This window comes from Ciceribacter lividus, assembly GCF_003337715.1.
Taxonomy (GTDB): Bacteria; Pseudomonadota; Alphaproteobacteria; order Rhizobiales; family Rhizobiaceae; genus Allorhizobium; species Allorhizobium lividum.
In genome coordinates, this window is record NZ_QPIX01000003.1 from 261,624 (window position 1) to 284,873 (window position 23,250).

A 23,250-nucleotide genomic window follows, 5' to 3' on the forward strand; every position below is an offset into this window, starting at 1 on the left:
CCTACTCGATCTCATGCCAGGTACGGCCGTCACGCTCGATGAGCGCGATCGCCTGGCTCGGGCCCCAGGTGCCGGCCGTGTAGCCCTGCGTCTTCTGCCCGGTTTCCTCCCAGGCGGTCAGGATCGGATCGACCCACCGCCACGCGGCCTCGACCTCGTCGCGACGCATGAACAGCGTCTGGTTTGAGCGGATGACGTCCATCAGCAGGCGCTCGTAGGCATCCGGATTGCGCACGTCGAAGGCCTGCGCGAAGCTCATGTCGAGCGAAACGTGGCGCAGGCGCATGCCGCCCGGTCCCGGATCCTTGATCATCAGCCACTGCTTGACGCCTTCGTCCGGCTGCAGGCGGATGACGAGCTTGTTCGCCTCGATGCGGCCGGCGGCATCGCCGAAGATCGAATGCGGGATCGGCTTGAAGGTGATGACGATTTCCGACATGCGGGCTGCGAGCCGCTTGCCGGTGCGCAGATAGAAAGGCACGCCGGCCCAGCGCCAGTTGCCGATCTCGGCCTTGATGGCGACGAAGGTTTCCGTGTCGGAGGGGCCTTCGAGTTCTTCGGTATAGCCCTTGACCGGACCACCGGCGGAGGCGCCGGCCTTGTACTGACCACGCACCGTCAGGCGCTCGACGTTCGAAGGGTCGATCGGCTTCAGCGAGCGCAGCACCTTGAGCTTCTCGTCGCGGACGGCTTCCGCGTCCATCGAGTTCGGCGCTTCCATGGCCACCAGGCAGAGAAGCTGCAGGATGTGGTTCTGCACCATGTCGCGAAGCGCACCGGCCTTGTCGTAGTAGCTGACGCGGCCCTCGAGCCCGACCGATTCGGCAACGGTAATCTGCACATGGTCGATATGGGCCGAATTCCAGAGCGGCTCGTAGAGGGCGTTGGCGAATCTGAGCGCCATCAGGTTCTGCACCGTCTCCTTGCCGAGATAGTGGTCGATGCGGAAGATCTGTTCTTCCTTGAAGACCTTGCCGATCGTGTCGTTCAGCACCTGTGCCGAGGCGAGGTCGCGACCGATCGGCTTTTCGACGACGATGCGGGTGGACTTGGTGATGAGGTCGAAATCACGGATCTTGTCGGCGATGTCGCCGAAGATCGACGGCGAGACGGCGAGATAGAAGGCTCGCACGATGTCCTTGCCGTCGTCGAGCAGCGTCTTCAGTCGGTCCCACCCCTCCGGCGACTTCGCGTCGACCGGGACGTAGAAGATGCGTGCACAGAACTTCGCAACCTCGGCGTCGTCGTATTCGCCCTGACGCAGATGCTCCTTGAGCGCGTTCTCCGCGAACTTGCGGTAGTCGTCGTCGGAGAGCGGCGTACGTGACGCGCCGATGATGCGGGTCGGTTCGGTCAGCTGGCCGGCGAGCTGCCGGTGATAGAGCGCCGGCAGAAGCTTGCGTTCGGCAAGGTCGCCGGTGCCGCCGAAGACGACGTAGTCAAAGGGCTCAACGGGGATAATCTGGCTGCTCATGCGAGGCATCTCTCAGTCGGAAACGTTGGTGCGTTTCTAATCTAATCGATTTAAAAAAGCCAGTGGGCCGATGCCGATTTCGCGCCTGATCGCGAAAAGTTCAGAACCTGTCCCTCAACGCATACCACGTAAGCGCAAGGAAGAGCAGCGGGCTGCGGAACGGCGGACCGCCCGGGAATGGCCGGATTTTCAGGTCCCGCAGGTATTCGAGTTCCGACGAACGGCCAAGCACCATCTCGCCATAGAGCTTGCCACAGTAGTTCGACAACATGACGCCGTGGCCGGAATAACCGCCGATCGAGGTGACGCCCGGCATCACCTCGCGAACGAAGGGTTTGCGCGGCATCGTGATGCCGACCGAGCCGCCCCAGCCGTGGGTGATCTCGATCGTGCTCAGCTCCGGATAGATCTCGGCGATCTGCCGGCGGATATGGGCAGAGATGTCCCGCGGCGCGTCCGCCGTATAGGCCTCGCGTCCGCCGAAGAGCAGCCGGCCGTCGCGGGACTTGCGGAAATAGCGCACGACGAAACGGGAGTCGGCGACGGCCTCGCCACCGGGGATGACGGTCGGAAATTTGTCGAGTGGCGCGGTCGCCCCGATGAAGGAGCGGATCGGCATGACATGCGCAGCGGTGACCGGCTCGAGATTGCCGATATAGGCATTGGTGGCGATCAGCACGCGGTTTGCGGTGATCGTTCCCTTCGGCGTGTCGATGAGCGTCTTGCTGCCGGCCTGCCGGATCGCCGTTGCCGGCGTCATCTCGTGGATCGCGGCCCCGGCGGCGCTTGCTGCGCGTGCAAGCCCGACGACTAGTTTCAGCGGATGGATATGGCCCGTGCCGCTGTCATGGACGCCGTAGTGATAATGGCTGGAGCCGAGGCGTTCGGCAGTTTCCTTCGCATCCATGAACCGCAGATGCGGATAGCCGTAGCGGGTTGCGGCAACCTCCGCGGTGTGCCGGTACTCCTTCTCGTGCCCCGGTTTGTGGGCGACGTTCATCTGCCCCGGCATGAACTCCATGTCGATCTGGTGTTCGGCGGCGAAATCGAGGAGGTATTTCTTCGCGTGTTCGGCAAGGTCGAACAGTGCCTTCGACCGTTCGTAGCCGAGTTCGGCTTCGAGTTCGTCGGGATAGGCGCGCTGGCCGGTGCCCAACTGGCCGCCGTTGCGGCCAGACGCCCCGTCGCCGATCCGGCTGGCCTCGATCAGGACGACCGAGACCCCGTCCTTGGCGAGCGTATAGGCGGCCTGCAGGCCGGTATAACCGCCGCCGACGATGGCGACATCGGCCATGGTCGAGCCGTCAAGCGCCGGATATTCGGGACGCTCGCCGACGGTCGCCTGGTACCAGGAAATCCCCGGCGCGATCGGGCTTTGCCAGGTCATGGGCGCCCTCACACGTTCAACAGCAGGAATTCACGTTCCCACGGGCTGATCACCTGCATGAAAGTCTCGAACTCGCCGCGCTTCACCCCGGCATAGAGCCCGATGAACTCCTCGCCGAGCACCTCGCCGAGCGCCGGTTCGGATTCCATCAGCGACACGGCTTCGAGCAGCCCGCGCGGCAGCTCGACCGAACCTTCGTTCGCGGTGCCTTCGGACGCTTCTGTCGGTTCCGCGCCCCTGACGATGCCGAGATAGCCGGCGGCGAGCGAGGCGGCCAGCGCGAGGTACGGGTTGGCGTCCGAACTCGGCAGGCGGTTTTCGACACGGCGGGCGGCGGCATTCGACACCGGCACGCGGAAGGCGGTGGTGCGGTTGTCGTAGCCCCAGGCATTGTTGACCGGCGCCGACATGTCTGGCGTCAGCCTGCGATAGGAGTTCACATAAGGCGCCATCATGACCAGCGCCTTCGGCACGAAGGCCTGCATGCCGCCGATGAAATGGAAGAATTCCTTCGACGCAGACCCGTCCGGATTGGAGAAGATGTTCTTGCCTGTCTCCATGTCCACGACGGACTGGTGGATGTGCATGGCCGAACCCGGCTGTCCCTGCATGGGCTTCGCCATGAAGGTCGCATAGATGCCGTGCTTCAGCGCCGCCTCGCGGATCGTGCGCTTGAACAGGAAGACCTGGTCGGCGAGTTCGATCGGATCGCCGTGGCGCAGGTTGATCTCGAGCTGGGCCGGACCTTCCTCGTGAATGAGGGTGTCGATCTCCAGCCCCTGCTTTTCGGAGAAGTGGTAGATGTCGTCGATCAGCTCGTCGAATTCGTTGATCCCGGCGATCGAATAGCCCTGACCGCCGAGGATAGACCGGCCCGACCGGCCCTTCGGCGGATGCAGCGGATAGTCGGGGTCGTCGTTCATGGCGACGAGATAGAACTCGATCTCGGGTGCCACGACGGGTCGCCAGCCTTTTTCCTCGTAGAGCCGCATGACGTTCTTGAGAACGTTGCGCGGCGTATAGGAAACCTGGTCGCCGTTCGAACCGACGACATCGCAGATGACCTGTGCAGTCGGATCGGTTTCCCACGGGACGACCGAGAGGGTCGAGAGGTCGGGCACGAGCTTGAGGTCGCTGTCGCGCGGCTCATAACGGAACTGGCCGCTCTCTTCCGGATACTCGCCGGAAATCGTGTGGCGGTAGAGCGCCGAGGGCAGGGCGAGCGACGTATCGCCGGTGAACTTCGAGGTCGGCATCATCTTGCCGCGCGGCACGCCCGCGAGGTCCGGCGTGATGCATTCGATGTCCTCGATGCCGCGGGCGCGGAGCCAGGCGGTTGCGTCCTTCCACGTCTTCACGCCGCGGGTCGACTGGATGTCCGGGGGAATGCTTGCCTTTTTGGATGCCGCGCCGTGGGGTCTGAGCATTGTTTTCTTAGCAGGCATGTCTCACCGGTTGGGTTGTTGATGGCGCCATCATAACCGGACTTCGCGAATTGGCGAGGGGGGAAACGACGTTGACTTTGCGGCGCTGATCGAAAACACAGGTCTTCTTTGTCACGGGGGCCGGGACTTGGCACGTATATTTGATGTTGCTGTCATAGGAGCCGGAGCCGCCGGCATGATGTGCGCGCTCGTCGCGGGCAAACGCGGCCGCCGCGTAGTGGTCCTCGACCATGCCCGTGCGCCGGGGGAGAAGATTCGCATTTCGGGCGGCGGCCGCTGCAACTTCACGAACATTCATGCCGGGCCGAAGAACTTCCTCTCGGCCAATCCGCATTTCGCCAAATCCGCACTCGTCCGCTTCACGCCCGCCGATTTCGTCGCGATGGTCGATCGCCACGGGATCTCCTGGCACGAGAAGACGCTCGGACAGTTGTTCTGCGACGACAGTGCCAAGGACATCATCCGTATGCTGCTCGACGAGATGCGGGCGGCGGGTGTGGAACTGCGGCTTGGCGTCGAGATTTCCGCGGTCGAAAAGGGTGAGGGCGGCTTTCGCCTGCAAACGACGGATGGAGAAATCCGCGCCGCTTCCGTGGTGATCGCGACCGGCGGCAAGTCGATACCGAAGATGGGGGCGACGGGCCTTGCCTACCGCGTCGCCGCTGACTTCGACCTCACGGTGACCGAGACGCGCCCCGGCCTCGTGCCCCTCACGCTCGACCCGGCGCTGCTTGCCGAGCTTTCGCCGCTTGCCGGCGTTTCCGTCGATGCCGAGGTGCGGCACGGCAAGACTGCGTTCCGGGAGGCGCTGCTTTTCACCCATCGTGGCCTGTCCGGCCCGGCCGTCCTGCAGATCTCCAGCTATTGGCGCGAGGGCGACGAGATCACGCTTTCGCTCGAGCCGGACGTGGATTTTGCCGCGGTGCTGAAAGCCGCGAAGAAGGAGAACGGACGTCAGGCCGTGCAGACCGTTCTGGCGCAGCACTTGCCGAAGCGGCTCGCCCAATATGTCGCCGAGCGGCAGAAGATCGAAAAGCCGCTCGCCGACTTGTCGGACAAGGCGCTGGAGGCGCTTGCCGCATTCCTCCATGGCTGGGCGATCAAACCGGCCGGCTCGGAAGGTTACCGCACGGCGGAGGTGACCCTCGGCGGCATCGACACGGCTGAACTCGACTCGAAGACGATGATGGCGAAGCGTGTGCCGGGGCTCTATTTCGTCGGCGAATGCGTCGATGTCACCGGCTGGCTCGGCGGCTATAACTTCCAGTGGGCCTGGGCCTCCGGCCATGCCGCCGGCGAGAGCGTGTGATAGGCTTTTTCAGCACTTGTTAACGGGGCGGGCGCATGCTCGTCCGACGGGATACGACGATCGTCGTTGCGACATCTTGTCGAGTGGCGAACCGCGACAACCGTGGACTAGGTTGCTCAACAGTATTCGTGGGGTAGCAGTGATGAGACAGTCAAATCGCAGAGCACGTGCAATCGCCATTGCCCGGACGCAGGACGATCGCCGTGTTCTTCTTCGGCGCACGGCCGCCCTCGGCTTCGCCGCCTGCTGCATCCTGACAGCCTTCGCCGTACTCGCCCTTTAGGCAATACGGCGTCGCCGTCGCGCCGGCCTCGCAGCGGCTGGCCTTTCCCTCACAATCTGCGACGGGCGGTTTCGCCCGGCCGGATAGCCGGGCGAAGATCTTGCGCGCCCTGTGCCACGGAGCCTCACCATAGCGCGCATAATAGGCGTCTTCCTCTGCGAGCGTCGGCCGCCGCGGCACCGGTCGCGAAGACAGCAGGCGGACGAGCAGCAATCCTTCGAATTCATACATGGATGCATCTCCTTCGGGTGAAACACATCCAGCTATTTATGCTGCCAAATTTGCTTTATGAACCGACAGAAATGCACTAGGTTTTTCAGTCATGAAAAACCCATCCTGGGACGCCTACCAGATTTTCCTGCTCGTCGCTCGCCATGGCGGTCTTTCCGGCGCGGCCATTGAGACCGGGTTGAGCCCGGCGACCATCGGCCGGCGGATGATAGAGTTCGAGCGTCGCATCGGCCGTCCGCTCTTCGTGCGCAGTCAGGCCGGCTACGGGCTCACCGGCGATGGACGGCAGCTCCTCGAACACCTGGGCGAGATGGAGGTCGCGGCCCGCCGCGTCGAAGTCTGGCGCGAGGAGGCCGCGGCTCCCGCGCTGGTCAGGCTGGCAGCTGGCACCTGGATTGCATGGCTCGTCAGCGAGAACTTCCCGGCCCTGCTTAGCGAGCGCGATCCGTTCCGCATCGATATCCACATCGCCGAGCAGCGGGCGGCGCTGGCGCACCGCGAATGCGACATCGGCATTCGCGCCTTCGAGCCGGAAGAACTGAACCTCGCCAAGATCCCGGCGGGCACGGCCGCCTACGCCCCCTACCGGGCGCGCAACACCGTAGATCACGGGCCTGCCCGCTGGCTGGCGGTGGATACCGAAAACGCGATCTCCGCCTATCTGCGCTGGCCGCATGAGAACAAGGCCGAGAATATCGTGGTGACCGTCAACCGTCCCCGCTCGCTGCGCGACCTTGCGCTTGCCGGGGCGGGGATTGCCGTTCTGCCGTGCTTCGTCGGCGATCTCGAACCGAAGCTCGAACGGGCCGGGCCCGAAATCGCCGAGCTGCGCCACCGCCAATGGATCGTGATGAACAACGACGACCGTCACCGGCGCGAGATCCGGACGGTCGCCGACCGTCTGTCGCGGCTCTTGAAGGCGCACGAGGAACTCTTCTGCGGCAAGCGCCCGCTGGCCTGAGGCATCGTGGACGCGGCCGCTCGCGTCGGCGTCGCGTTTGCAGGCAGACGTTCCGTACATTTGCACCCTTGCTTTAGTAGTATTTCATTCAGGTTTTTTTTAGTTCCCCGTGAGAGAAGCTTCTTCAAGGGCTCAAGTCAGGTCCGTTCACTTTGATCGAACACGACAATTCATGAGGGGTAAGGCTGATGCTGGTTGACCGTCTGCTGGCGCGTTTCAAGATCCAGACCAAGGTTCTCGTCTTCATCTTTCCGTTCGTGCTGAGCATTTCGGCGGTGGGGCTCACCGGCCTCTATGCCTCGAACATGCTGCAGGGGCGTATGGACATCTCCAACACCGTCCTGCAGACGCTGAGCGGGTTCAAGAAGGTCTATGTCTCGATGACGACCTTCCTGCAGGAGACGAACGGCGAGACCAGGGCGGCTCTCGAGGACGACATCAAAGCGCAGTCGGCCGCGCTCAAGGACACCCATGCGAACCTCGCAGGGCTTGAAGGCCAGGCGGAAATGAATGCGGCGATCGCCGGCACCGACGCGATCGGCGTCAAGGCGGCGGACCTCTGGAGCCTGCACCAGGACGAGGTCACTCTGCACGCCGGACTTGAAGACGATCTCGCCGCACTGATGGCTGCCCGCGGCGAACTCATCAAATATGCGACGACCGTGCGCGAGGCGCTTGCCGCCGACGAGGCGAAAGCCAAGGGCCTGCTGCGGCAGGCGGAGAAGCTCAACCGTGGAGCGTCCCTCATCTCCAAGATCGTCACCGCTTACAACACGCTGACGACGCCGCAGGAGAAGATGGACCTGATCAAGAAGGAATTCGGCGACCTCGCCACCGCGAGCGCGGACATTACGAGTGTCCTGCCGGTCGACCAGGCCGCGCTCGGCAATGCGATCGCCGACAGCATCGGCGTGGTGAAGAAACAGATCGATCTCGGCGTCGTCAACGACGGAACCATCGGTGTCGTCGACCGGGCGATCAATCTTCTGCGTCCGGCCGGCATCAAGCTGCAGGGCGCCTCGACCGTGAAATCCCGCGAGGCGACGCGCGTCTTCGGTACGCTCGACCGGCCGATGGCCGAGGCGACGGCGCTGCTTGCGGCGACCCAGACGCTCGCCGATGCGGTCAATACCGTGGATTCCCGCGCCTCCCGCTTCCTTGGAGCGCCGCAGGAGGAGAACCTTTCGCGCCTGAAGACCGCGCTCGACGGTCTGCGTGCGGACGCCGATGGACTCATCGCCGATCCCGCAGTCGCCAAGGATGCCCATGAGAAGGTCGCTGCTCTGTTGCCGCTTGCCGACTCGATTGCCACGCGCGCCGGCGACCTTGTCGGGCTCGCGGTGAAGCGTGCCGAGTCCTTCAAGGCGGCCGCAAGCGATATCGACGGGATCTGGTCGAACCTCACCGCCTTTGCCGCCCTGCAACGCGAGGCGGCGGGAAGTGAACGCGACAAGGCGAACCGCATCTCGGCGAGCGCGACGATCCTCGGCGTGCTAATCGCGATCTTTGCCGGCATCGGCCTCGTCGTCACGTTCAAGGGGCCGATCACCCAGATCACCGCGGCCATGCGCCGGCTCGCCGCCGGCGATCTCGATGCCGGTGTGAATGGCGACGCCCGCGCCGACGAGATCGGCGAGATGGCCCGTGCGCTCGGCGTCTTCAAGGAGAATGCGCTTGCCAAGATCCGCATCGAGGCGGAAAGCGAACAGGAGCGCGCCGCGGCGGAGGCCGAACGGCAGCGCAACGATCTCGAAAAGCAGGAGATCGACCGGCAGATCGAGTTTGCCGTCAACGCGCTTGCCTCCGGTCTCGGGCGGCTCGCCGACGGCGATATCTCGGCGATGATCGAGACACCCTTCGTCGGCCGGCTTGAGGACTTGCGCAACGACTTCAATCGCTCACTGACCCGTCTTCAGGATACGATCGGCACGATCATCACCAATGTTTCCCTCATCCAGGGCAACGGTCAGCAGATGTCGCAGTCCGCAGCGGAGTTGTCGCGTCGGACCGAAGCACAGGCCGCCTCGCTGGAAGAGACGGCGGCGGCCGTCGACGAGATCACGGTGACCGTGCGCTCCTCGGCCGAACGGGCCCGCGAGGCGAACGCGATCGTGGTTGCGACCCGCAGCAGCGCCGAGGATTCGGCCGAGGTGGTCGGGAATGCGATCTCGGCCATGGGCCGGATCGAGAATGCCTCGCAGAAGATCGAGCAGATCATCGACGTGATCGAGGACATCGCTTTCCAGACGAACCTGCTTGCGCTCAATGCCGGCATCGAGGCGGCCCGCGCCGGGGACGCTGGCAAGGGCTTTGCCGTCGTCGCCCAGGAGGTGCGTGAGCTTGCCCAGCGCTCCGGCTCCGCGGCGAAGGAGATCAAGGACCTGATCAACACCGCGGCTGCCGAGGTGGGCGGCGGCTCGCGTCTCGTCCAGCAGACGGGTGAGGTTCTGACGCGCATCGGCGAACAGATAATGACCATCAGCCAGCACGTCGAGGTGATTGCCCGCGGCAGCCAGGACCAGTCGGCGGCGCTCGCGGAGGTCAACGACGCCGTCAACCAGATGGACCAGATGACCCAGCAGAACGCCGCGATGGTGGAGGAGACGAGTGCGGCAAGCAGCCAGCTCGCCTCCGAGGCAGATGCGTTGCTGGCTCTCGTCCAGCAGTTCCGCATCGATGGCCGGCAACAGGATCACCGGGCGGTCCGCCCGGCGGCCTGATCGCGTCACCGCACAAAAATAAGCCCGCGCAGGTCCCCGGATTTCCTCCGGCCGGGGCTCGCGCGGGCAAGTTCCGGCACCCATCGGGCGCCGGGTTGGGATATCTCGTCTCAGGCGGCGTTGCGGCCCTGAGTAACGATGACCGGGATCAGCAGGTCACCCCAGTTGCCGTCGCCGCCGTGATGGCGTGCCGAGCGGACGAGCTCGACGGATACGCCGGCGTCGACGGCCTTCATGACGGATTGGTTCAGGCGGTGCAGGTCGTTCGCGACCATGCGGATCATTGCCTGTTGCTCGGCGGTCATGGCCGATGCCTGTTCTTCTGCGCGTTCCTTGACTCGGGTCTGGGGTGTCATTGCATTTCTCCTCTTATATGCGGGGTTCTTGAAACCTCCCCCTTGAGGGGGGGAGGTCGTAGCGAAGCTACGGGTGGGGGTGATTTGCTCCGTTCACCCCACCCCGGACCTCTGGTCCGACCCTCCCCCTCAAGGAGAGGGTAAGGCATTACTCAGCCGCCGGCTTGAACTGCTCGGTTTCGGTCGATTCCTTCATCGCCGTCGTCGAAGACTGGCCAGCGGTGATGGCGAGCGAGACGGCGTCGAAGTAGCCGGTGCCGACTTCGCGCTGGTGCTTGGTCGCCGTGTAGCCGTTCGCCTCGGCCGCGAATTCCGCCTGCTGCAGCTCCGAATAGGCCGCCATCTGGCGATCCTTGTAGCCGCGGGCGAGTTCGAACATGCCGAAGTTCAGCTGGTGGAAGCCGGCGAGCGTGATGAACTGGAACTTGTAGCCCATCGCACCCAGCTCCTTCTGGAACTTGGCGATCGTCGCGTCGTCGAGGTTCTTCTTCCAGTTGAACGACGGCGAGCAGTTGTAGGCAAGCTTCTTGCCCGGATGCGCCTTCTGCACGGCCTCGGCAAACTTGCGGGCCTGTTCGAGGTCCGGCTTGCCGGTTTCCATCCAGATCAGGTCGCAGTAAGGCGCATAGGCGATCGCGCGTGCGATGCAGGGCTCGATGCCGTTCTTGACCTGATAGAAGCCTTCCGCCGTGCGGCCGGCATCGTAGTCGACGAAGGGCTTGTCGCGCTCATCGATGTCCGAGGTCAGCAGCTTTGCGGCTTCCGCGTCGGTACGGGCGACGATCAGCGTCGGAACCCCCATGACGTCGGCGGCAAGGCGGGCAGCGGTCAGGTTGCGGATGTGTGCGGCGGTCGGGATCAGAACCTTGCCGCCGAGATGGCCGCACTTCTTTTCCGATGCGAGCTGGTCCTCGAAATGAACGCCGGCAGCGCCCGCCTCGATGAAGGCCTTCATGATCTCGAAGGCGTTGAGCGGACCGCCGAAGCCTGCTTCCGCATCGGCGACGATCGGGGCGAACCAGGTGTCGACCGAAAGGCCCTTGCCTTCCTGAGTTTCGATCTGGTCTGCGCGCTGCAGCGTGCGGTTGATGCGGCGTGCAAGTTCCGGTGCGGCGTTCGCCGGATAGAGCGACTGGTCCGGATACATGGCGGACGCGGTGTTGGCGTCGGCGGCGACCTGCCAGCCGGAGAGGTAGATGGCCTTCAGGCCGGCGCGAACCATCTGCATGGCCTGGTTGCCCGAGAGCGCACCGAGCGCATTGACGAAGGGTTCTTCGTTGATCAGCTTCCACAACCGGTTCGCACCCATTTCGGCGAGCGAATACTTGATCTCGACCGAGCCGCGCAGCCGCTTGACGTCTTCGGGCGTATACGGGCGCTGGATACCGTCATAGCGGTCCTTCGATGCGCTCGGGACGAGATTGTAAAAATCAGTCATAGCAAACTCCCTTTTGCTCCGGTGCTCAAGAAGCCCGATTTCCTGGTTCGCGGCTCCTCGCTCTTGATGTGACGATATTTACAGTGCGGCGCAAAAAACGGCCAGAAAATTCGAGAAAACAACAGGATGAAAGAGGTTAGAATGTCTTGCGTTTGACAATGCGACGCTGTAAAATTGTAAAAACAGTAAAAGAGCTCTGAGGCGTTGGATCGGCCTCGTTCTGTAAAGGTATGTAAAATGGCGGAGCACAAGATCTTTGCGGGCCCAAGGGTCCGGCGTATCCGCAACGGTCTCGGCCTCACTCAGACGGCCATGGCCGAGGCGCTGGAAATCTCGCCCTCCTACCTGAACCTCATCGAGCGCAACCAGCGCCCACTGACGGTGCAGCTGCTGCTGAAGCTCGCGGCCGTCTACAAGGTCGATCTCGATGAATTGCAGGGGGAGGCCGGCGGCACCGCGAGCCAGTTGCGCGAGGTCTTTGCCGATCCATTGCTCGCCGGCGAGGTGCCGGGCGACCAGGAACTCATCGAGGTGGCCGAGGCCGCACCAAACGCCGCGAACGGCGTGATAAAGCTCTACCGGGCCTATCGCGAGCAGGCGAGCCGGCTGACCGACCTCGCCGAGCTCCTGGCTCGCGAGGGCCATGCAACCTCGCTTTCCGGTACGCGGCTACCGATCGACGAGGTGCGCGAGACCTTCGAGAAGCGGCCGAACTTCTTTGCGCGGATCGAGGATGCGGCGGAGGCCTTCCACGCCGGGCTCGGTCTCTCTGCTGGCGACGATCTCGTCGTCGCGCTGAAAAACTGGCTTCGCGCCAAGCATGGCATCGTCGTGCGCGCACTGCCGATCCATGCGATGCCCAATCTGCGTCGGCGCTACGACCGGCATTCGATGCGTCTCTTCCTGTCCGAGCGGCTGTCGCCTTTCGACCAGTTGCGGGAAATCGCCATGGAGGTCTGTCTGCTGGCGCTCGGAGAGGAGATCCTTGCCGAGCTGGAAGGGCTCTCCTTCTCGACCGGCGAGGCGAAGCGTCTCGGCCGCTTCGAGCTCGCTCGTTATGCCGCCCATGCGCTCATCATGCCCTATGGTGCCTTTCTTTCGGCTGCCCAGCGTGCCCGATATGACGTCGACGTCCTGCGCTCCCGCTTTTCCGTCTCCTACGAACAGGTGGCGAACCGGCTGACGATGCTGCAGCGCCCGGGTGCTGCAGGCATCCCCTTTTTCATGCTCGAGGTCGACAATGCCGGCCATCGCTTCCGCAAGGCAGGTGCGAGCGGTTTCCCGCAGGCGAAGTTCGGCGGCGGCTGCCCTAAGCTCAACATCCATGCCGCCTTCGCCCAGCCCGCGCAGATCCTCGTCGACCATGTGGAAATGCCCGACGGCACCGGCTTCCTGACGGTCTCGCGAACCCTCGACGGGCCGCAGGCGGGATTCAACGAGCGGGTCCGGCGTACAGCACTGCTGCTCGGCTGCGACATCGCCTACCGCGACGAAGTGGTCTATGGGCAGACGGTCGCCGGCGGCCTGCCGCCGGTTGCCGTCGGTACGGTGTGCCGGCTCTGCGAGAGGCAGGGTTGTCTCGCCCGCGCCGAGCCTCCGGTGACACGTCCGCTCGGCCTGGACGAAATGGTGACCGGGCTCTCTGCCTTCGACTTCCAGTGAACGACGCCTTCTTGCAGTGAACGACGCCTTCTTGCCGATATAGCTTTTTCCCCTTGTCGCCCGTCGATTTCCTTTCTAGTCTGCCAAAAAAACAAAGAATAACGAGGGGCGTTCGCCCACCCGGGGAATAAAAGACAGGAGATATTATGATATCCGATTTCACTCGTTTGGCGTCCGTAGCCATGGCGACGCTGCTGTTTGCGGCTGCCGCAAATGCAGAAGACCGTGTGGTTCACGTCTACAACTGGTCGGACTACATCGACGAGTCGGTGCTGGAAGAATTCACCAAGGAGACCGGCATCAAGGTCGTCTACGACGTGTTCGACAGCAACGAACTGCTCGAAACCAAGCTGCTTGCCGGTGGCTCGGGTTACGACGTCGTCGTTCCGACCGCTCCCTTCCTCGCGCGCCAGATCCAGGCGGGCGTCTTCCAGAAGCTCGACAAGTCGAAGCTGCCGAACTTGAAGAACATGTGGCCGGAAGTCATGGAGCGCCTGGCCAAGTATGACCCCGGCAACGAATACGCCGTCAACTACATGTGGGGTACTACCGGCATCGGCTACAATGTCGACAAGGTGAAGGCCGCGCTCGGCGATGTACCGGTCGACAGCTTCGACGTTCTCTTCAAGCCGGAGAATGCCGAGAAGCTGAAATCCTGCGGTATCAACATCCTCGACGCCTCCGACGAAACCTTCGCGATCGCGCTCAACTACGTCGGCAAGAATCCTGACAGCAAGGAAGCGGCCGAACTCGAAGAGGGCGGCAAGGTCTACATGAATATCCGCCCGTCGGTGAAGACCTTCAACTCGTCGGCCTATATCGACGACCTCGCCAACGGCGACATCTGCATGACCATCGGCTGGTCCGGCGACATCCTGCAGGCCAAGGCCCGCGCCGAGGAGGCCAACAACGGCGTCCACGTCGAATACGTCATTCCGAAGGAAGGCACCTATATGTGGTTCGACAATCTGGCGATCCCCGCGGACGCCCAGAACGTCGAAGAAGCCCACGAGTTCATCAACTTCCTGATGAAGCCCGACGTTATCGCCAAGGCGTCCAACTACGTGCAGTATGCGAACGGCAACCTTGCCTCACAGCCCCTGCTCGACGAGAGCGTCTTCAAGAATCCCTCCGTCTATCCCGATCCGGAGACGATGAAGAAGCTCTTCACGATCTCGCCCTATGGCCCCAAGGAACAGCGTGTTCTCAATCGCGTCTGGACACAGATAAAAACGGGCAACTGACCCGCGGGCGAATTGACCGGGCGCGCATCGACGCGCCCGGTGTCGTTTTCACGGAATGATCTTTTAGATTCAGGAATTTGGGTCGGGCAATGGCGAAGTCTCTGGGGCCGGTAAAACGTAAATTCTCACCATGGACCGATCCGAATGCGGTGCCCTTCATCCGCTTCGAGAACGTCACCAAGCGCTTCGGTGACTTCACGGCGGTGAGCAATCTCACTCTAGACATCTACGAGCGGGAGTTCTTCTCGCTGCTTGGGCCTTCGGGATGCGGCAAGACCACGCTCATGCGCATGCTGGCGGGCTTCGAAGACCCCACCGAGGGACGCATCCTGTTGCAGGGCAAGGACATCTCCGGCGTTCCGCCCTACCGCCGCCCGACCAACATGATGTTCCAGTCCTACGCGCTCTTCCCGCACATGACCGTCGAGAAGAACATCGCGTTCGGGCTCGAACAGGACAAATTGCCGAAAGGCGAGATCGACGCGCGAGTCCAGGAGATGCTGAAGCTCGTCAAGCTCGAGCAGTTCGCCAAGCGCAAGCCGAACCAGCTTTCGGGCGGCCAGCGCCAGCGTGTGGCGCTCGCCCGTTCGCTCGCCAAGCGTCCGAAGGTGCTGCTGCTCGACGAGCCGCTCGGCGCGCTCGACCGCAAGCTGCGCGAGGAGACGCAGTTCGAGCTCATCGACATCCAGACGACGCTCGGCCTCACCTTCCTGATCGTCACCCACGACCAGGAAGAGGCGATGACGGTGTCCGACCGCATCGCCGTCATGGACAAGGGCGTCATCGTGCAGGTGGCGACGCCGGCCGAGATCTACGAGGCACCGAACAGCCGCTACGTCGCCGATTTCATCGGGGACATCAACATCGTCGAGGGCACCTTCGAAGGCCGCACGAACGACGGCCGCAACGGCAGCGAAGTGGCCAGGGTCTCCTGCGGAAGCTTCACGGCCGTGGTGGAGCAGCAATGCGACGTGGCGCCCGGCGCGAGTGTCGCTTTCGCGGTTCGTCCCGAAAAGGTGCGCATCTCGCTGGACACTCCGGAGGAGACCGCGACCAATGCGCTTTACGGCGAGGTCTGGGACATCGGCTATCTCGGCGACTTTTCGGTCTTCGTCGTCAAGCTGGAGGACGGGCGCACCTTCCGCGCCGCGCAGGCCAATATCTCCCGTCTCGTCGACCGGCCGATCACCTACGGCGACATGGTGTGGCTGACGTGGCCGGCCGATGCCGGCCTCGTGCTGACGCGCTGAGGAGAGAACGATGGAAGAAGAGATATCACTCCCCAAGGCAAGCCCGGCACGCTGGCTCGTCGTTCTCGTTCCGTATGTGTGGATGGCGCTTTTCTTTCTCGCGCCCTTCTTCATCGTCGTGAAGATATCGCTCTCCGACACCACAATCGCGATGCCGCCCTACCTGCCCGTGTTCGAGGGCTTCTCCGCGCTCCGCGACTTCATTTCGCAGCTCGATTTCGAGAATTACTTCTTCCTCACCGAGGATCCGCTCTATTACAGCGCCTATCTGTCGTCCCTGCGGATCGCGGTGATTTCCACCTTTCTTCTGCTCCTGATCGGTTATCCGATCGCGCTCGGCATGGCGCGGGCCTCCGTCACCATCCGGCCGACGCTGCTGATGCTCGTCATCCTGCCCTTCTGGACCTCGTTCCTGATCCGCGTCTACGCCTGGATCGGCATTCTCAAGCCGGAGGGGCTTTTGACGCTCGTGCTGCAGGCTCTGCACATCTATGGACCGGACCAGCAGGTACAGATCTTCCGCACAGAAACGGCGATCTTCATCGGCATCGTCTATTCCTATCTGCCCTTCATGGTGCTGCCGCTCTATTCGGCGCTCGAAAAGCTCGACGGCACGCTCCTGGAGGCGGCAAGCGACCTCGGATGCCCTCCGTGGAAGGCCTTCTGGCGCATCACCTTCCCGCTGTCGATCCCCGGCGTGATCGCCGGCTCGATGATCTGCTTCATCCCGATCACAGGCGAGTTCGTCATCCCGGACCTGCTCGGTGGCCCGAATACGCTGATGATCGGCAAGACGCTCTGGACGGAGTTCTTCGGCAATCGCGACTGGCCGCTCGCCTCCGCGGTCGCCGTAGTGCTGCTGCTGCTGCTGGTCATTCCCATCATGATATTCCAGAATCAGCAGCAGAAGGTGTGAGGTGACGCCATGAAACCGGGCAAGTTCGACGCCACCGTCCTCACCATCGGGTTCGCCTTCCTCTATCTCCCGATTGTCATTCTCATCATCTATTCCTTCAACGAATCGAAGCTCGTCACCGTCTGGGGCGGTTTCTCGCTCAAATGGTACGGTGCACTCTGGCAGAACCAGGGCCTGCTCGATGCCGCCTGGGTGACGATCCGCGTCGGCCTGATCAGCGCCACGCTGGGCACCGTACTCGGTACGCTGGCGGCACTGGCGCTGGTGCGCTACGGCCGGTTTCCGGGACGGATGCTGTTTTCCGGCATGGTCTACGCGCCGCTCGTCATGCCGGAGGTGATCACCGGCCTGTCGCTGCTTCTGCTTTTCGTGGCGGTTGGCCTCGATCGCGGCATGCTGACGCTGACGCTCGCCCATGTCACTTTCACCATGTGCTACGTGGCGATTGTCGTGCAGTCGCGGCTCCTGACCTTCGACCGCAGCCTCGAGGAGGCGGCGCTCGACCTCGGCTGCCCGCCGGTCCGGACCTTCTTCAGGATCACGCTGCCGCTCATCATGCCGGCCGTCGTTTCCGGATGGATGCTCGCCTTCACGCTGTCGCTCGATGATCTGGTCATATCGAGCTTCACGACCGGGCCCGGAGCGACCACCCTGCCGATCAAGATCTATTCGCAGGTCCGTCTCGGGGTCACGCCGGAGATCAACGCCGTCTGCACCATCCTCATCGGCGTCGTGACCATCGGCGTCATCATCGCCTCGATCACCACCAAGCAGCGCGAGTTGCAGCGCCTGCGCGACGAGCACGTCGCCGCGACCCAGGCCTGACGGCGTTCCTTACGGCGCAGGCGACATCACGGGATCGGGCCACGAACCGCCGATGAAGAAGCGAAGCGGCGGTGCCGCCGCGTCCCCGGCAGTGGCCGGCGGCGAGAGAGTGGCTGAAAGCGCAAGACCCTGGCTCGCATAGGGAATGATGCCGGACAGCTGCAGGTCGTCCGACGGCCCCTTGATCCGCGCCTCGTCGATCGTCGCCGATCCTGCGGAGAGGTGCGCTGCGAAGACCAGTGTGTCGAAGGGCAGGTCGGCGCCGATTCCTTCGCTGAGGTGGAAGAAGGGCTTTTCTCCGGCGAGGCGACGCAGTGCCGCGGTATCGACGCCACGCAAGGTGCCGGCGCTGGCTGCAAGTCGTATCGTGCCGTCGATGCCGGAGGGGTCTGCCGTCCATATAGGACGGTCGGCCTTGAGGGCGAGTTCGAGCGAGCCGCGACCGTCTGGCAGCGGCCCCTTGAGCGTGAGGCGTTCGGCAAGATCCGACAAGTCCGCGTCGGCGAGCGAAAGCTGCAGTGTTCCGCCGCCGGCAAAACTCGGGCCGGCACCGTCGAGCCGCGCCTGCAGACGGCCACTCGCAAAGGTACCGTCGGCAATGTCGAACCGAATCTTGTCGGGGGTGGCGAGCAGGCTTGCGGCGATATTCTCGATCGTGAAGGGCGCGAGCCGCGCTTGGCCGGCTGAAAGAGATAGATCGAAATCGAGTTGGCGCGGGGGTGCTTCGCCGGAGTCGTCCTTCTGGGAAAAGGCGTCGAGCAGGCGGGTGATGTCGAACCGGTCGAAGGCGAGCGTGCCGGAGAGCCGACGTCGCCCGCTCTCCGGCGGCGACAGTTCGAGAATGCCGGTCGCATGGGCATCATCGACCGTGAGCTCCAGTTGGTCGAAACGCAGGTCGCGGCCGGTCCTGACGAGTTCGGCGGAAACGCTCGCGGTTTGCGCCGTCTCGATCCCCGGCAGGTGCACGCCGCTCAGGGCGGCAAGCGATTTGACGTCGCGACTGCTGGCTTTCATGGCGCCGGAAACCAGATCGTCGCCGGCGAGACTTGCCCGTCCGTCGAAGGAGGCGGTCAGGATCGGCGAGGTCCAGTCAAGCCCGATTGACGCCTCGCGCCCGCCGAAGAGCAGCAGCGGTTGCGGCGTCGAGAGATCCAGCCGGGCCTCGCGGCCCCCGGTCCTGAGCGTCACATAGGCGGTGAGCGCGGAGGAGAGCCGCGGCCACGAGACGTCGGCCAGGATGCCGTCGACGACGAAGGTTCGTCGCGAGGCCTGGTCATGGATTGCGATGCTACCCTCCTCGACCGTCACGGAGCCGACCTCGGCGTCGGCGTCGGCGTCCAGCGTCTGGTGTCCATCCTCGCGCGGACGAACGCTCTTCACCGCGCTGCTGAGGCGCCCCTCGCTCGCCCAGTCGAGCCGCGCTTGCTGGTCGCGCTCGACGAAGACGCGGGGGTGCCCCAGACGGAACTCGCGAAATTCCGGAGAGCCACGGACCGCGTCGAGCAAGCCGAAAGAGGCGGAGAGCCGTTCGATTTCGGCGAGCACCTTCTCGCCCTCTGCGGTCGGCTTGCTGATCCGCACGGCATTGAGGGTGATCCGCGGTTCGGGGAAGAAGGAGATTTCCGGAGCGCCCTTGATGTGGACGGTGTGCCCGGTCCATTCGGCGACGGCCCGTTCCAGGGCCGACCGCACGAGGCTGCTCGATACGAGATAGGGGGCGGCGAGGCGGGAGACGAGATAGACCGAAAGGACGGTGAGAACGGCGACGAGGCCCCATTGCAGGAACCGTTCCGTCCTCCGCTTCTGCCTGGTTATCTTCCTGGGCACGCTCTTGTTCCGTTCGTCGATCATGTTCGAATGTAAGCCCGTTCCGCCGCTTTGGCGATGCGGCGTCTCGACCGCGGATATCGCAAATGCCGGGCGGTGGCAATTCACCCGGCTGCTGCACCTGCGCTCTTTATATTGCGGTGCAAACTGCTATACATGCAAAGGACGTGAGGAGTACACCATGCAACACGAAATGCCGCTTTGGTCGCCGTCTGAGGAATTCCGAAAGTCGACCCCCCTTTATCATTTCATGCACTGGTGCGGTGAACGCACGGGACGCGATTTCCGCGACTATGACGCGTTCTACGACTGGTCGATCGCGGAACGCGGGACCTTCTGGTCGTCCGTGTGGGACTATTGCGACGTCAAGGGCGAGAAGGGAGAGCGCATGCTCGTCAATGGCGACGATATGCTCGGCGCTCGCTTCTTCCCGGATGCCAGGCTCAATTTCGCCGAAAACCTCCTGCCGCTTGCCGGAGAAGGCGATGCCCTGATCTTCCGTGGCGAAGACAAGGCGGAAGACCGCTGGTCCTGGGACCGGTTGCGATCGACGGTTTCGCGTTTGCAACAGGCCTTCCGGAGCCTCGGCCTCGGGGAGGGCGACCGGATCGCCGCGATGATGCCGAACATGCCGGAGACGGTGGCGCTGATGCTCGCTGCGGCCTCCCTCGGGGCGATCTGGTCTTCCTGTTCCCCGGACTTCGGCGAGCAGGGCGTGCTGGACCGCTTCGGTCAGATCGAGCCGAAGCTCTTCATCTGCTGCGACGGCTATTGGTACAACGGCAAGAAACAGGATGTCGTCGACAAGGTGCGTGCGGTCGCCGCCAAGCTCGGATGCCCGGTCGTGGTCGTTCCCTATGCGGGTGACGCAGGCGCCCTCGCGGGCTCTCTTCCAAACGGCAGGACGCTTGCCGACTTCGTGACGCCTTATGAAGCAAAGGCCGTCGAATACGTACGGCTGCCATTCTCCCATCCGCTCTATATCCTCTTTTCCTCCGGCACCACCGGCATTCCGAAATGCATCGTGCACTCGGCCGGCGGGACGCTTCTGCAGCACCTGAAGGAGCAGCGCTTCCATTGCGGTCTCCGCGCCGGTGAGAAACTCTTCTACTTCACCACCTGCGGCTGGATGATGTGGAACTGGCTCGTTTCGGGTCTCGCCTCAGGCGCCACCCTCTGCCTTTACGACGGTTCGCCCTTCTATCCGGACGGCAACGTCCTCTTCGACTATGCGCAGGCAGAGAAGTTCGCGATCTTCGGAACCTCGGCAAAGTACATCGACGCCGTCCGCAAGGGCGGGCTGACGCCGAAGACGACGCACGATCTGTCGAGCCTGAGGCTGATGACCTCGACCGGATCGCCGCTCTCGCCCGAGGGCTTTTCCTTCGTCTACGAGGGCATCAAGTCCGACATCCATCTCGCTTCGATCTCCGGCGGCACCGACATCGTCTCCTGCTTCGTCCTCGGCAATCCGCTCAAACCCGTCTGGCGCGGCGAAATCCAGGGACCGGGGCTCGGCCTCGCCGTCGACGTCTGGGACGACGAGGGCAAGCCGGTGCGCGGCGAGAAGGGCGAGCTGGTCTGCACCAGGGCCTTCCCGTCGATGCCGGTGATGTTCTGGAACGATCCGGACGGGGTGAAGTACCGCGCCGCTTATTTCGAGCGCTTCGACAACGTCTGGTGCCACGGCGATTTTGCCGAGTGGACGAACCATGACGGCATCATCATTCACGGGCGATCGGACGCCACGCTCAACCCGGGCGGCGTGCGCATCGGCACGGCCGAGATCTACAACCAGGTCGAACAGATGGACGAGGTGGTCGAGGCGCTCTGCATCGGACAGGACTGGGACGACGACGTGCGTGTCGTGCTGTTCCTCAGGCTCGCGACCGGTGTCAGCCTCGACGAGGACCTGGTGAAGAAGGTGAAGAACCGCATTCGCACCGGCGCGTCGCCGCGGCACGTGCCGGCCAAGGTGATCGCCGTTTCCGACATTCCGCGGACGAAGTCCGGCAAGATCGTCGAGCTCGCCGTGCGTGACGTCGTGCACGGTCGGCCGGTCAAGAACAAGGAGGCGCTCGCCAATCCGGAAGCGCTCGACCTTTTCGCTGATCTTGCAGAGATCAAGTCCTGATCGTCTCGTGTGACCGGGGCGGTCAGCCCCGGTTCTCGAGCGAGCGCGAGACGAGCACGACCGGGATCAACCCGGCGACGATGATGATGAGCGCGGCGACGGAAGCGTCCTGCACCTTGGCCCGCGAGGCATCCTCGTAGACGAGGGTCGCGAGCGTATTGAAGTTGAAGGGCCGGAGCAGGATCGTCGCCGACAACTCCTTCATCGTCTCGATGAAGACGAGAAGCGCGGCCGTCAGCACCGCCGGCCGCATGTTGGGCAGCAAGACCTCTTTCAGCGTCTGGAAACGTGTGCGCCCGAGCGCCCGCGCCGCCATGTCGAGGTGCGGCGAGAGCTTGTGGAAGCCGGCGTCGATGGTCCCCTCCGCCATGGTGAGAAAGCGCACCGTCGCGGCATAGACGATCGCAAAGCCGGTGCCGGAAAGCAGCAGGCCCGTCGAGATGCCGAACGTCGAGCGCAGCGCGCCGTCGACGGCGTTGTCGATCGCCGCAAGCGGGATCAGCACGCCCATGCCGAGGATCGTGCCCGGCACGCCGTAGCCGAGCGAGGCGAGGCGGCTTGCGCCCGCCGTCAGCGCTGTGCGTTCGGTCCGCGATGCATAGGCGAGCATGAAGGCGAGCAGGATCGTCACGATCGCGGCGGCGGAGGACACCAGTATCGAGTGGCCGAGCGCCTTCAGGAGGCGCGCATCGGCGAAATCGTCGAGACGGCGGAGCGCGAAGGCGGAGAGAACGGCGACCGGCGTGACGAAACCGACGAGAACCGGAATGCAGCAGAAGACCGTAGCGGCCCATCGGCGAGCGCCCGTGAGCGTCAGGCGCACGGCGTCGGGAACGACCGCCGTCGTCTTGTTGGACGAGAAGCGCTGCAGGCGCCGGGCACGCCGCTCCACCACCAGCAGGCCGACGACGAAGACGAGCATCACGCACGCGATCTGGGCCGCACCCGAAAGGCTGCCCCGGTTGAGCCAGGTGTCGTAGATCGAGAAGGTGAGCGTGTTGACGCCGAGGTATTCGACCGCGCCGATATCGTTCAGCGTTTCCATCATGACGAGCGTCAGCCCGACGATGATCGCCGGCCGCGCCATGGGGATCTGGACGCGGGTGAAGACCCTGAGCGGTCCCGCGCCGAGGGTGCGCGCAACGTCGGCCGCGGCGCGGCCCTGCATGACGAACATCGAGCGGCAGGCGAGATAGACGTAAGGGTAGAGAACCGCCGACATCACCAGCACGGCCCCGCCGAGCGAGCGTATGTCGGGAAAGCTGTAGTCACGGGCCGACCGGAATCCGAAGAGCGCGCGATAGGCGCCCTGTACCGGCCCGGTGAAATCGAGGAATTCGCCGAAGGCGTAGGCCGCGAGATAGGAGGGGATGGCGAGCGGCAGCACCAGCGAGGAGGAGAGAAGGCGCCGCAGCGGGAAATCGCAGGAGGCGACGAGCCAGGCGGTTCCGATCCCGAAAAGGCCGGTGAAGACGCCGGTGGCGGCAAGCAATGCCAGCGTGCGGCCGGTCGCTCGCGGCACGACATTGGTCAGCATGTGCTGCCAGTCGCCGCCGTCGCCGAGCCCGATCACGAAGATCGCGACGATCGGCATGGTCACGACGACCGCGGCGATGATCGCCGAGACGGCTGCAACCCCGACGCGGCCTCGCGCCGGTCTTGCATATCCTGTCGCTGCTGCGGACGTTTCGACCGACAAGCCTTTCGCCTCCGATGCCCGATTGCCTTGCCCCTGACGGGCGACCCACCAAGACCCTCTAGCGGAAACCGGCGGGGAAGGGAACCGGC

17 protein-coding genes are annotated in these 23,250 nt (G+C 63.8%); 9 read left to right on the plus strand and 8 right to left on the minus strand.

Annotated elements, in window-relative coordinates:
• Position 1 precedes the first annotated feature (1 nt).
• From zwf to DFR48_RS07505, 3 genes are all read right to left on the minus strand, one after another.
• Positions 2-1,474 carry a glucose-6-phosphate dehydrogenase gene (gene zwf / locus DFR48_RS07495; RefSeq protein ID WP_114362546.1) on the minus strand — a complete coding sequence of 491 codons (1,473 nt, stop codon included), beginning with the start codon at positions 1,472-1,474 and terminating at the stop codon, positions 2-4.
• Between the two features lie 100 nt (positions 1,475-1,574).
• Positions 1,575-2,861, minus strand: a complete 1,287-nt coding sequence (locus DFR48_RS07500) for an NAD(P)/FAD-dependent oxidoreductase (protein WP_114362547.1) — start codon at positions 2,859-2,861, stop codon at positions 1,575-1,577.
• A gap of 8 nt (positions 2,862-2,869) precedes the next feature.
• Positions 2,870-4,306, minus strand: coding sequence for a glutamine synthetase family protein (locus DFR48_RS07505; RefSeq protein ID WP_114362548.1), 1,437 nt, complete (start codon positions 4,304-4,306; stop codon positions 2,870-2,872).
• A gap of 127 nt (positions 4,307-4,433) precedes the next feature.
• Between DFR48_RS07505 and DFR48_RS07510 the strand changes: the two genes are divergently transcribed.
• On the plus strand, positions 4,434-5,615 hold the full coding sequence (locus DFR48_RS07510; RefSeq protein WP_114362549.1) for a BaiN/RdsA family NAD(P)/FAD-dependent oxidoreductase: 1,182 nt from the start codon (positions 4,434-4,436) through the stop codon (positions 5,613-5,615).
• A 151-nt stretch (positions 5,616-5,766) separates the two neighbouring features.
• On the opposite strand, the gene DFR48_RS07515 is transcribed toward DFR48_RS07510, so the two are convergent.
• Positions 5,767-6,129 carry a hypothetical protein gene (locus tag DFR48_RS07515; RefSeq protein WP_114362550.1) on the minus strand — a complete coding sequence of 121 codons (363 nt, stop codon included), beginning with the start codon at positions 6,127-6,129 and terminating at the stop codon, positions 5,767-5,769.
• 91 nt (positions 6,130-6,220) lie between these two features.
• Here DFR48_RS07515 and DFR48_RS07520 point away from each other — a divergent pair, with 91 nt between their 5' ends.
• Together DFR48_RS07520 and DFR48_RS07525 are read left to right on the plus strand one after the other, a co-directional pair.
• Positions 6,221-7,090: a LysR family transcriptional regulator gene (locus DFR48_RS07520; protein WP_114362551.1), complete on the plus strand. Its 870-nt coding sequence runs from the start codon at positions 6,221-6,223 to the stop codon at positions 7,088-7,090.
• A 188-nt stretch (positions 7,091-7,278) separates the two neighbouring features.
• A complete protein-coding gene (locus DFR48_RS07525) occupies positions 7,279-9,810 on the plus strand; it encodes a methyl-accepting chemotaxis protein (protein WP_114362552.1) in 2,532 nt (843 codons plus the stop codon).
• A 110-nt stretch (positions 9,811-9,920) separates the two neighbouring features.
• Here the strand turns inward: DFR48_RS07525 and DFR48_RS07530 are convergent, their stop codons facing one another.
• Together DFR48_RS07530 and aceA are read right to left on the minus strand one after the other, a co-directional pair.
• Positions 9,921-10,166, minus strand: coding sequence for an SMc00767 family acetate metabolism repressor (locus tag DFR48_RS07530; RefSeq protein ID WP_112689055.1), 246 nt, complete (start codon positions 10,164-10,166; stop codon positions 9,921-9,923).
• A gap of 148 nt (positions 10,167-10,314) precedes the next feature.
• A complete protein-coding gene (gene aceA, locus DFR48_RS07535; RefSeq protein WP_114362553.1) occupies positions 10,315-11,604 on the minus strand; it encodes an isocitrate lyase in 1,290 nt (429 codons plus the stop codon).
• Positions 11,605-11,841: 237 nt separating this feature from the next.
• On the opposite strand from aceA, the gene DFR48_RS07540 reads away from it, so the two are divergent.
• The 5 genes from DFR48_RS07540 to DFR48_RS07560 all read left to right on the plus strand — a co-directional run bounded on the left by DFR48_RS07540 (position 11,842) and on the right by DFR48_RS07560 (position 17,501).
• A complete protein-coding gene (locus tag DFR48_RS07540; RefSeq protein ID WP_114362554.1) occupies positions 11,842-13,266 on the plus strand; it encodes a helix-turn-helix domain-containing protein in 1,425 nt (474 codons plus the stop codon).
• Positions 13,267-13,448: 182 nt separating this feature from the next.
• Entirely contained in the window at positions 13,449-14,510 is a 1,062-nt protein-coding gene (locus DFR48_RS07545; protein WP_280956415.1) for a polyamine ABC transporter substrate-binding protein, read from the plus strand.
• Positions 14,511-14,599: 89 nt separating this feature from the next.
• Positions 14,600-15,760 carry an ABC transporter ATP-binding protein gene (locus DFR48_RS07550; protein WP_114362556.1) on the plus strand — a complete coding sequence of 387 codons (1,161 nt, stop codon included), beginning with the start codon at positions 14,600-14,602 and terminating at the stop codon, positions 15,758-15,760.
• A 10-nt stretch (positions 15,761-15,770) separates the two neighbouring features.
• Positions 15,771-16,676 carry an ABC transporter permease subunit gene (locus tag DFR48_RS07555; RefSeq protein WP_114362557.1) on the plus strand — a complete coding sequence of 302 codons (906 nt, stop codon included), beginning with the start codon at positions 15,771-15,773 and terminating at the stop codon, positions 16,674-16,676.
• A 9-nt stretch (positions 16,677-16,685) separates the two neighbouring features.
• Complete coding sequence (locus DFR48_RS07560; RefSeq protein WP_114362558.1) at positions 16,686-17,501, plus strand: ABC transporter permease; 816 nt, start codon at positions 16,686-16,688, stop codon at positions 17,499-17,501.
• 9 nt (positions 17,502-17,510) lie between these two features.
• Here the strand turns inward: DFR48_RS07560 and DFR48_RS07565 are convergent, their stop codons facing one another.
• Complete coding sequence (locus DFR48_RS07565; protein WP_170141820.1) at positions 17,511-19,328, minus strand: AsmA family protein; 1,818 nt, start codon at positions 19,326-19,328, stop codon at positions 17,511-17,513.
• A gap of 181 nt (positions 19,329-19,509) precedes the next feature.
• Here DFR48_RS07565 and DFR48_RS07570 point away from each other — a divergent pair, with 181 nt between their 5' ends.
• A complete protein-coding gene (locus tag DFR48_RS07570; RefSeq protein WP_114362560.1) occupies positions 19,510-21,462 on the plus strand; it encodes an acetoacetate--CoA ligase in 1,953 nt (650 codons plus the stop codon).
• 22 nt (positions 21,463-21,484) lie between these two features.
• On the opposite strand, the gene DFR48_RS07575 is transcribed toward DFR48_RS07570, so the two are convergent.
• Positions 21,485-23,056: an ABC transporter permease gene (locus DFR48_RS07575; RefSeq protein WP_114362701.1), complete on the minus strand. Its 1,572-nt coding sequence runs from the start codon at positions 23,054-23,056 to the stop codon at positions 21,485-21,487.
• Positions 23,057-23,250: the final 194 nt, after the last annotated feature.

Bases quoted from the DNA above. Each gene is read 5' to 3' on its own strand.
- zwf (WP_114362546.1), bottom strand. From the start codon at position 1,474: ATGAGCAGCCAGATTATCCCCGTTGAGCCCTTTGACTACGTCGTCTTC.
- DFR48_RS07500 (WP_114362547.1), bottom strand. From the start codon at position 2,861: ATGACCTGGCAAAGCCCGATCGCGCCGGGGATTTCCTGGTACCAGGCG.
- DFR48_RS07505 (WP_114362548.1), bottom strand. From the start codon at position 4,306: ATGCCTGCTAAGAAAACAATGCTCAGACCCCACGGCGCGGCATCCAAA.
- DFR48_RS07515 (WP_114362550.1), bottom strand. From the start codon at position 6,129: ATGTATGAATTCGAAGGATTGCTGCTCGTCCGCCTGCTGTCTTCGCGA.
- DFR48_RS07520 (WP_114362551.1), top strand. From the start codon at position 6,221: ATGAAAAACCCATCCTGGGACGCCTACCAGATTTTCCTGCTCGTCGCT.
- DFR48_RS07525 (WP_114362552.1), top strand. From the start codon at position 7,279: ATGCTGGTTGACCGTCTGCTGGCGCGTTTCAAGATCCAGACCAAGGTT.
- DFR48_RS07530 (WP_112689055.1), bottom strand. From the start codon at position 10,166: ATGACACCCCAGACCCGAGTCAAGGAACGCGCAGAAGAACAGGCATCG.
- aceA (WP_114362553.1), bottom strand. From the start codon at position 11,604: ATGACTGATTTTTACAATCTCGTCCCGAGCGCATCGAAGGACCGCTAT.
- DFR48_RS07540 (WP_114362554.1), top strand. From the start codon at position 11,842: ATGGCGGAGCACAAGATCTTTGCGGGCCCAAGGGTCCGGCGTATCCGC.
- DFR48_RS07545 (WP_280956415.1), top strand. From the start codon at position 13,449: ATGGCGACGCTGCTGTTTGCGGCTGCCGCAAATGCAGAAGACCGTGTG.
- DFR48_RS07550 (WP_114362556.1), top strand. From the start codon at position 14,600: ATGGCGAAGTCTCTGGGGCCGGTAAAACGTAAATTCTCACCATGGACC.
- DFR48_RS07555 (WP_114362557.1), top strand. From the start codon at position 15,771: ATGGAAGAAGAGATATCACTCCCCAAGGCAAGCCCGGCACGCTGGCTC.
- DFR48_RS07560 (WP_114362558.1), top strand. From the start codon at position 16,686: ATGAAACCGGGCAAGTTCGACGCCACCGTCCTCACCATCGGGTTCGCC.
- DFR48_RS07570 (WP_114362560.1), top strand. From the start codon at position 19,510: ATGCAACACGAAATGCCGCTTTGGTCGCCGTCTGAGGAATTCCGAAAG.
- DFR48_RS07575 (WP_114362701.1), bottom strand. From the start codon at position 23,056: ATGCCGATCGTCGCGATCTTCGTGATCGGGCTCGGCGACGGCGGCGAC.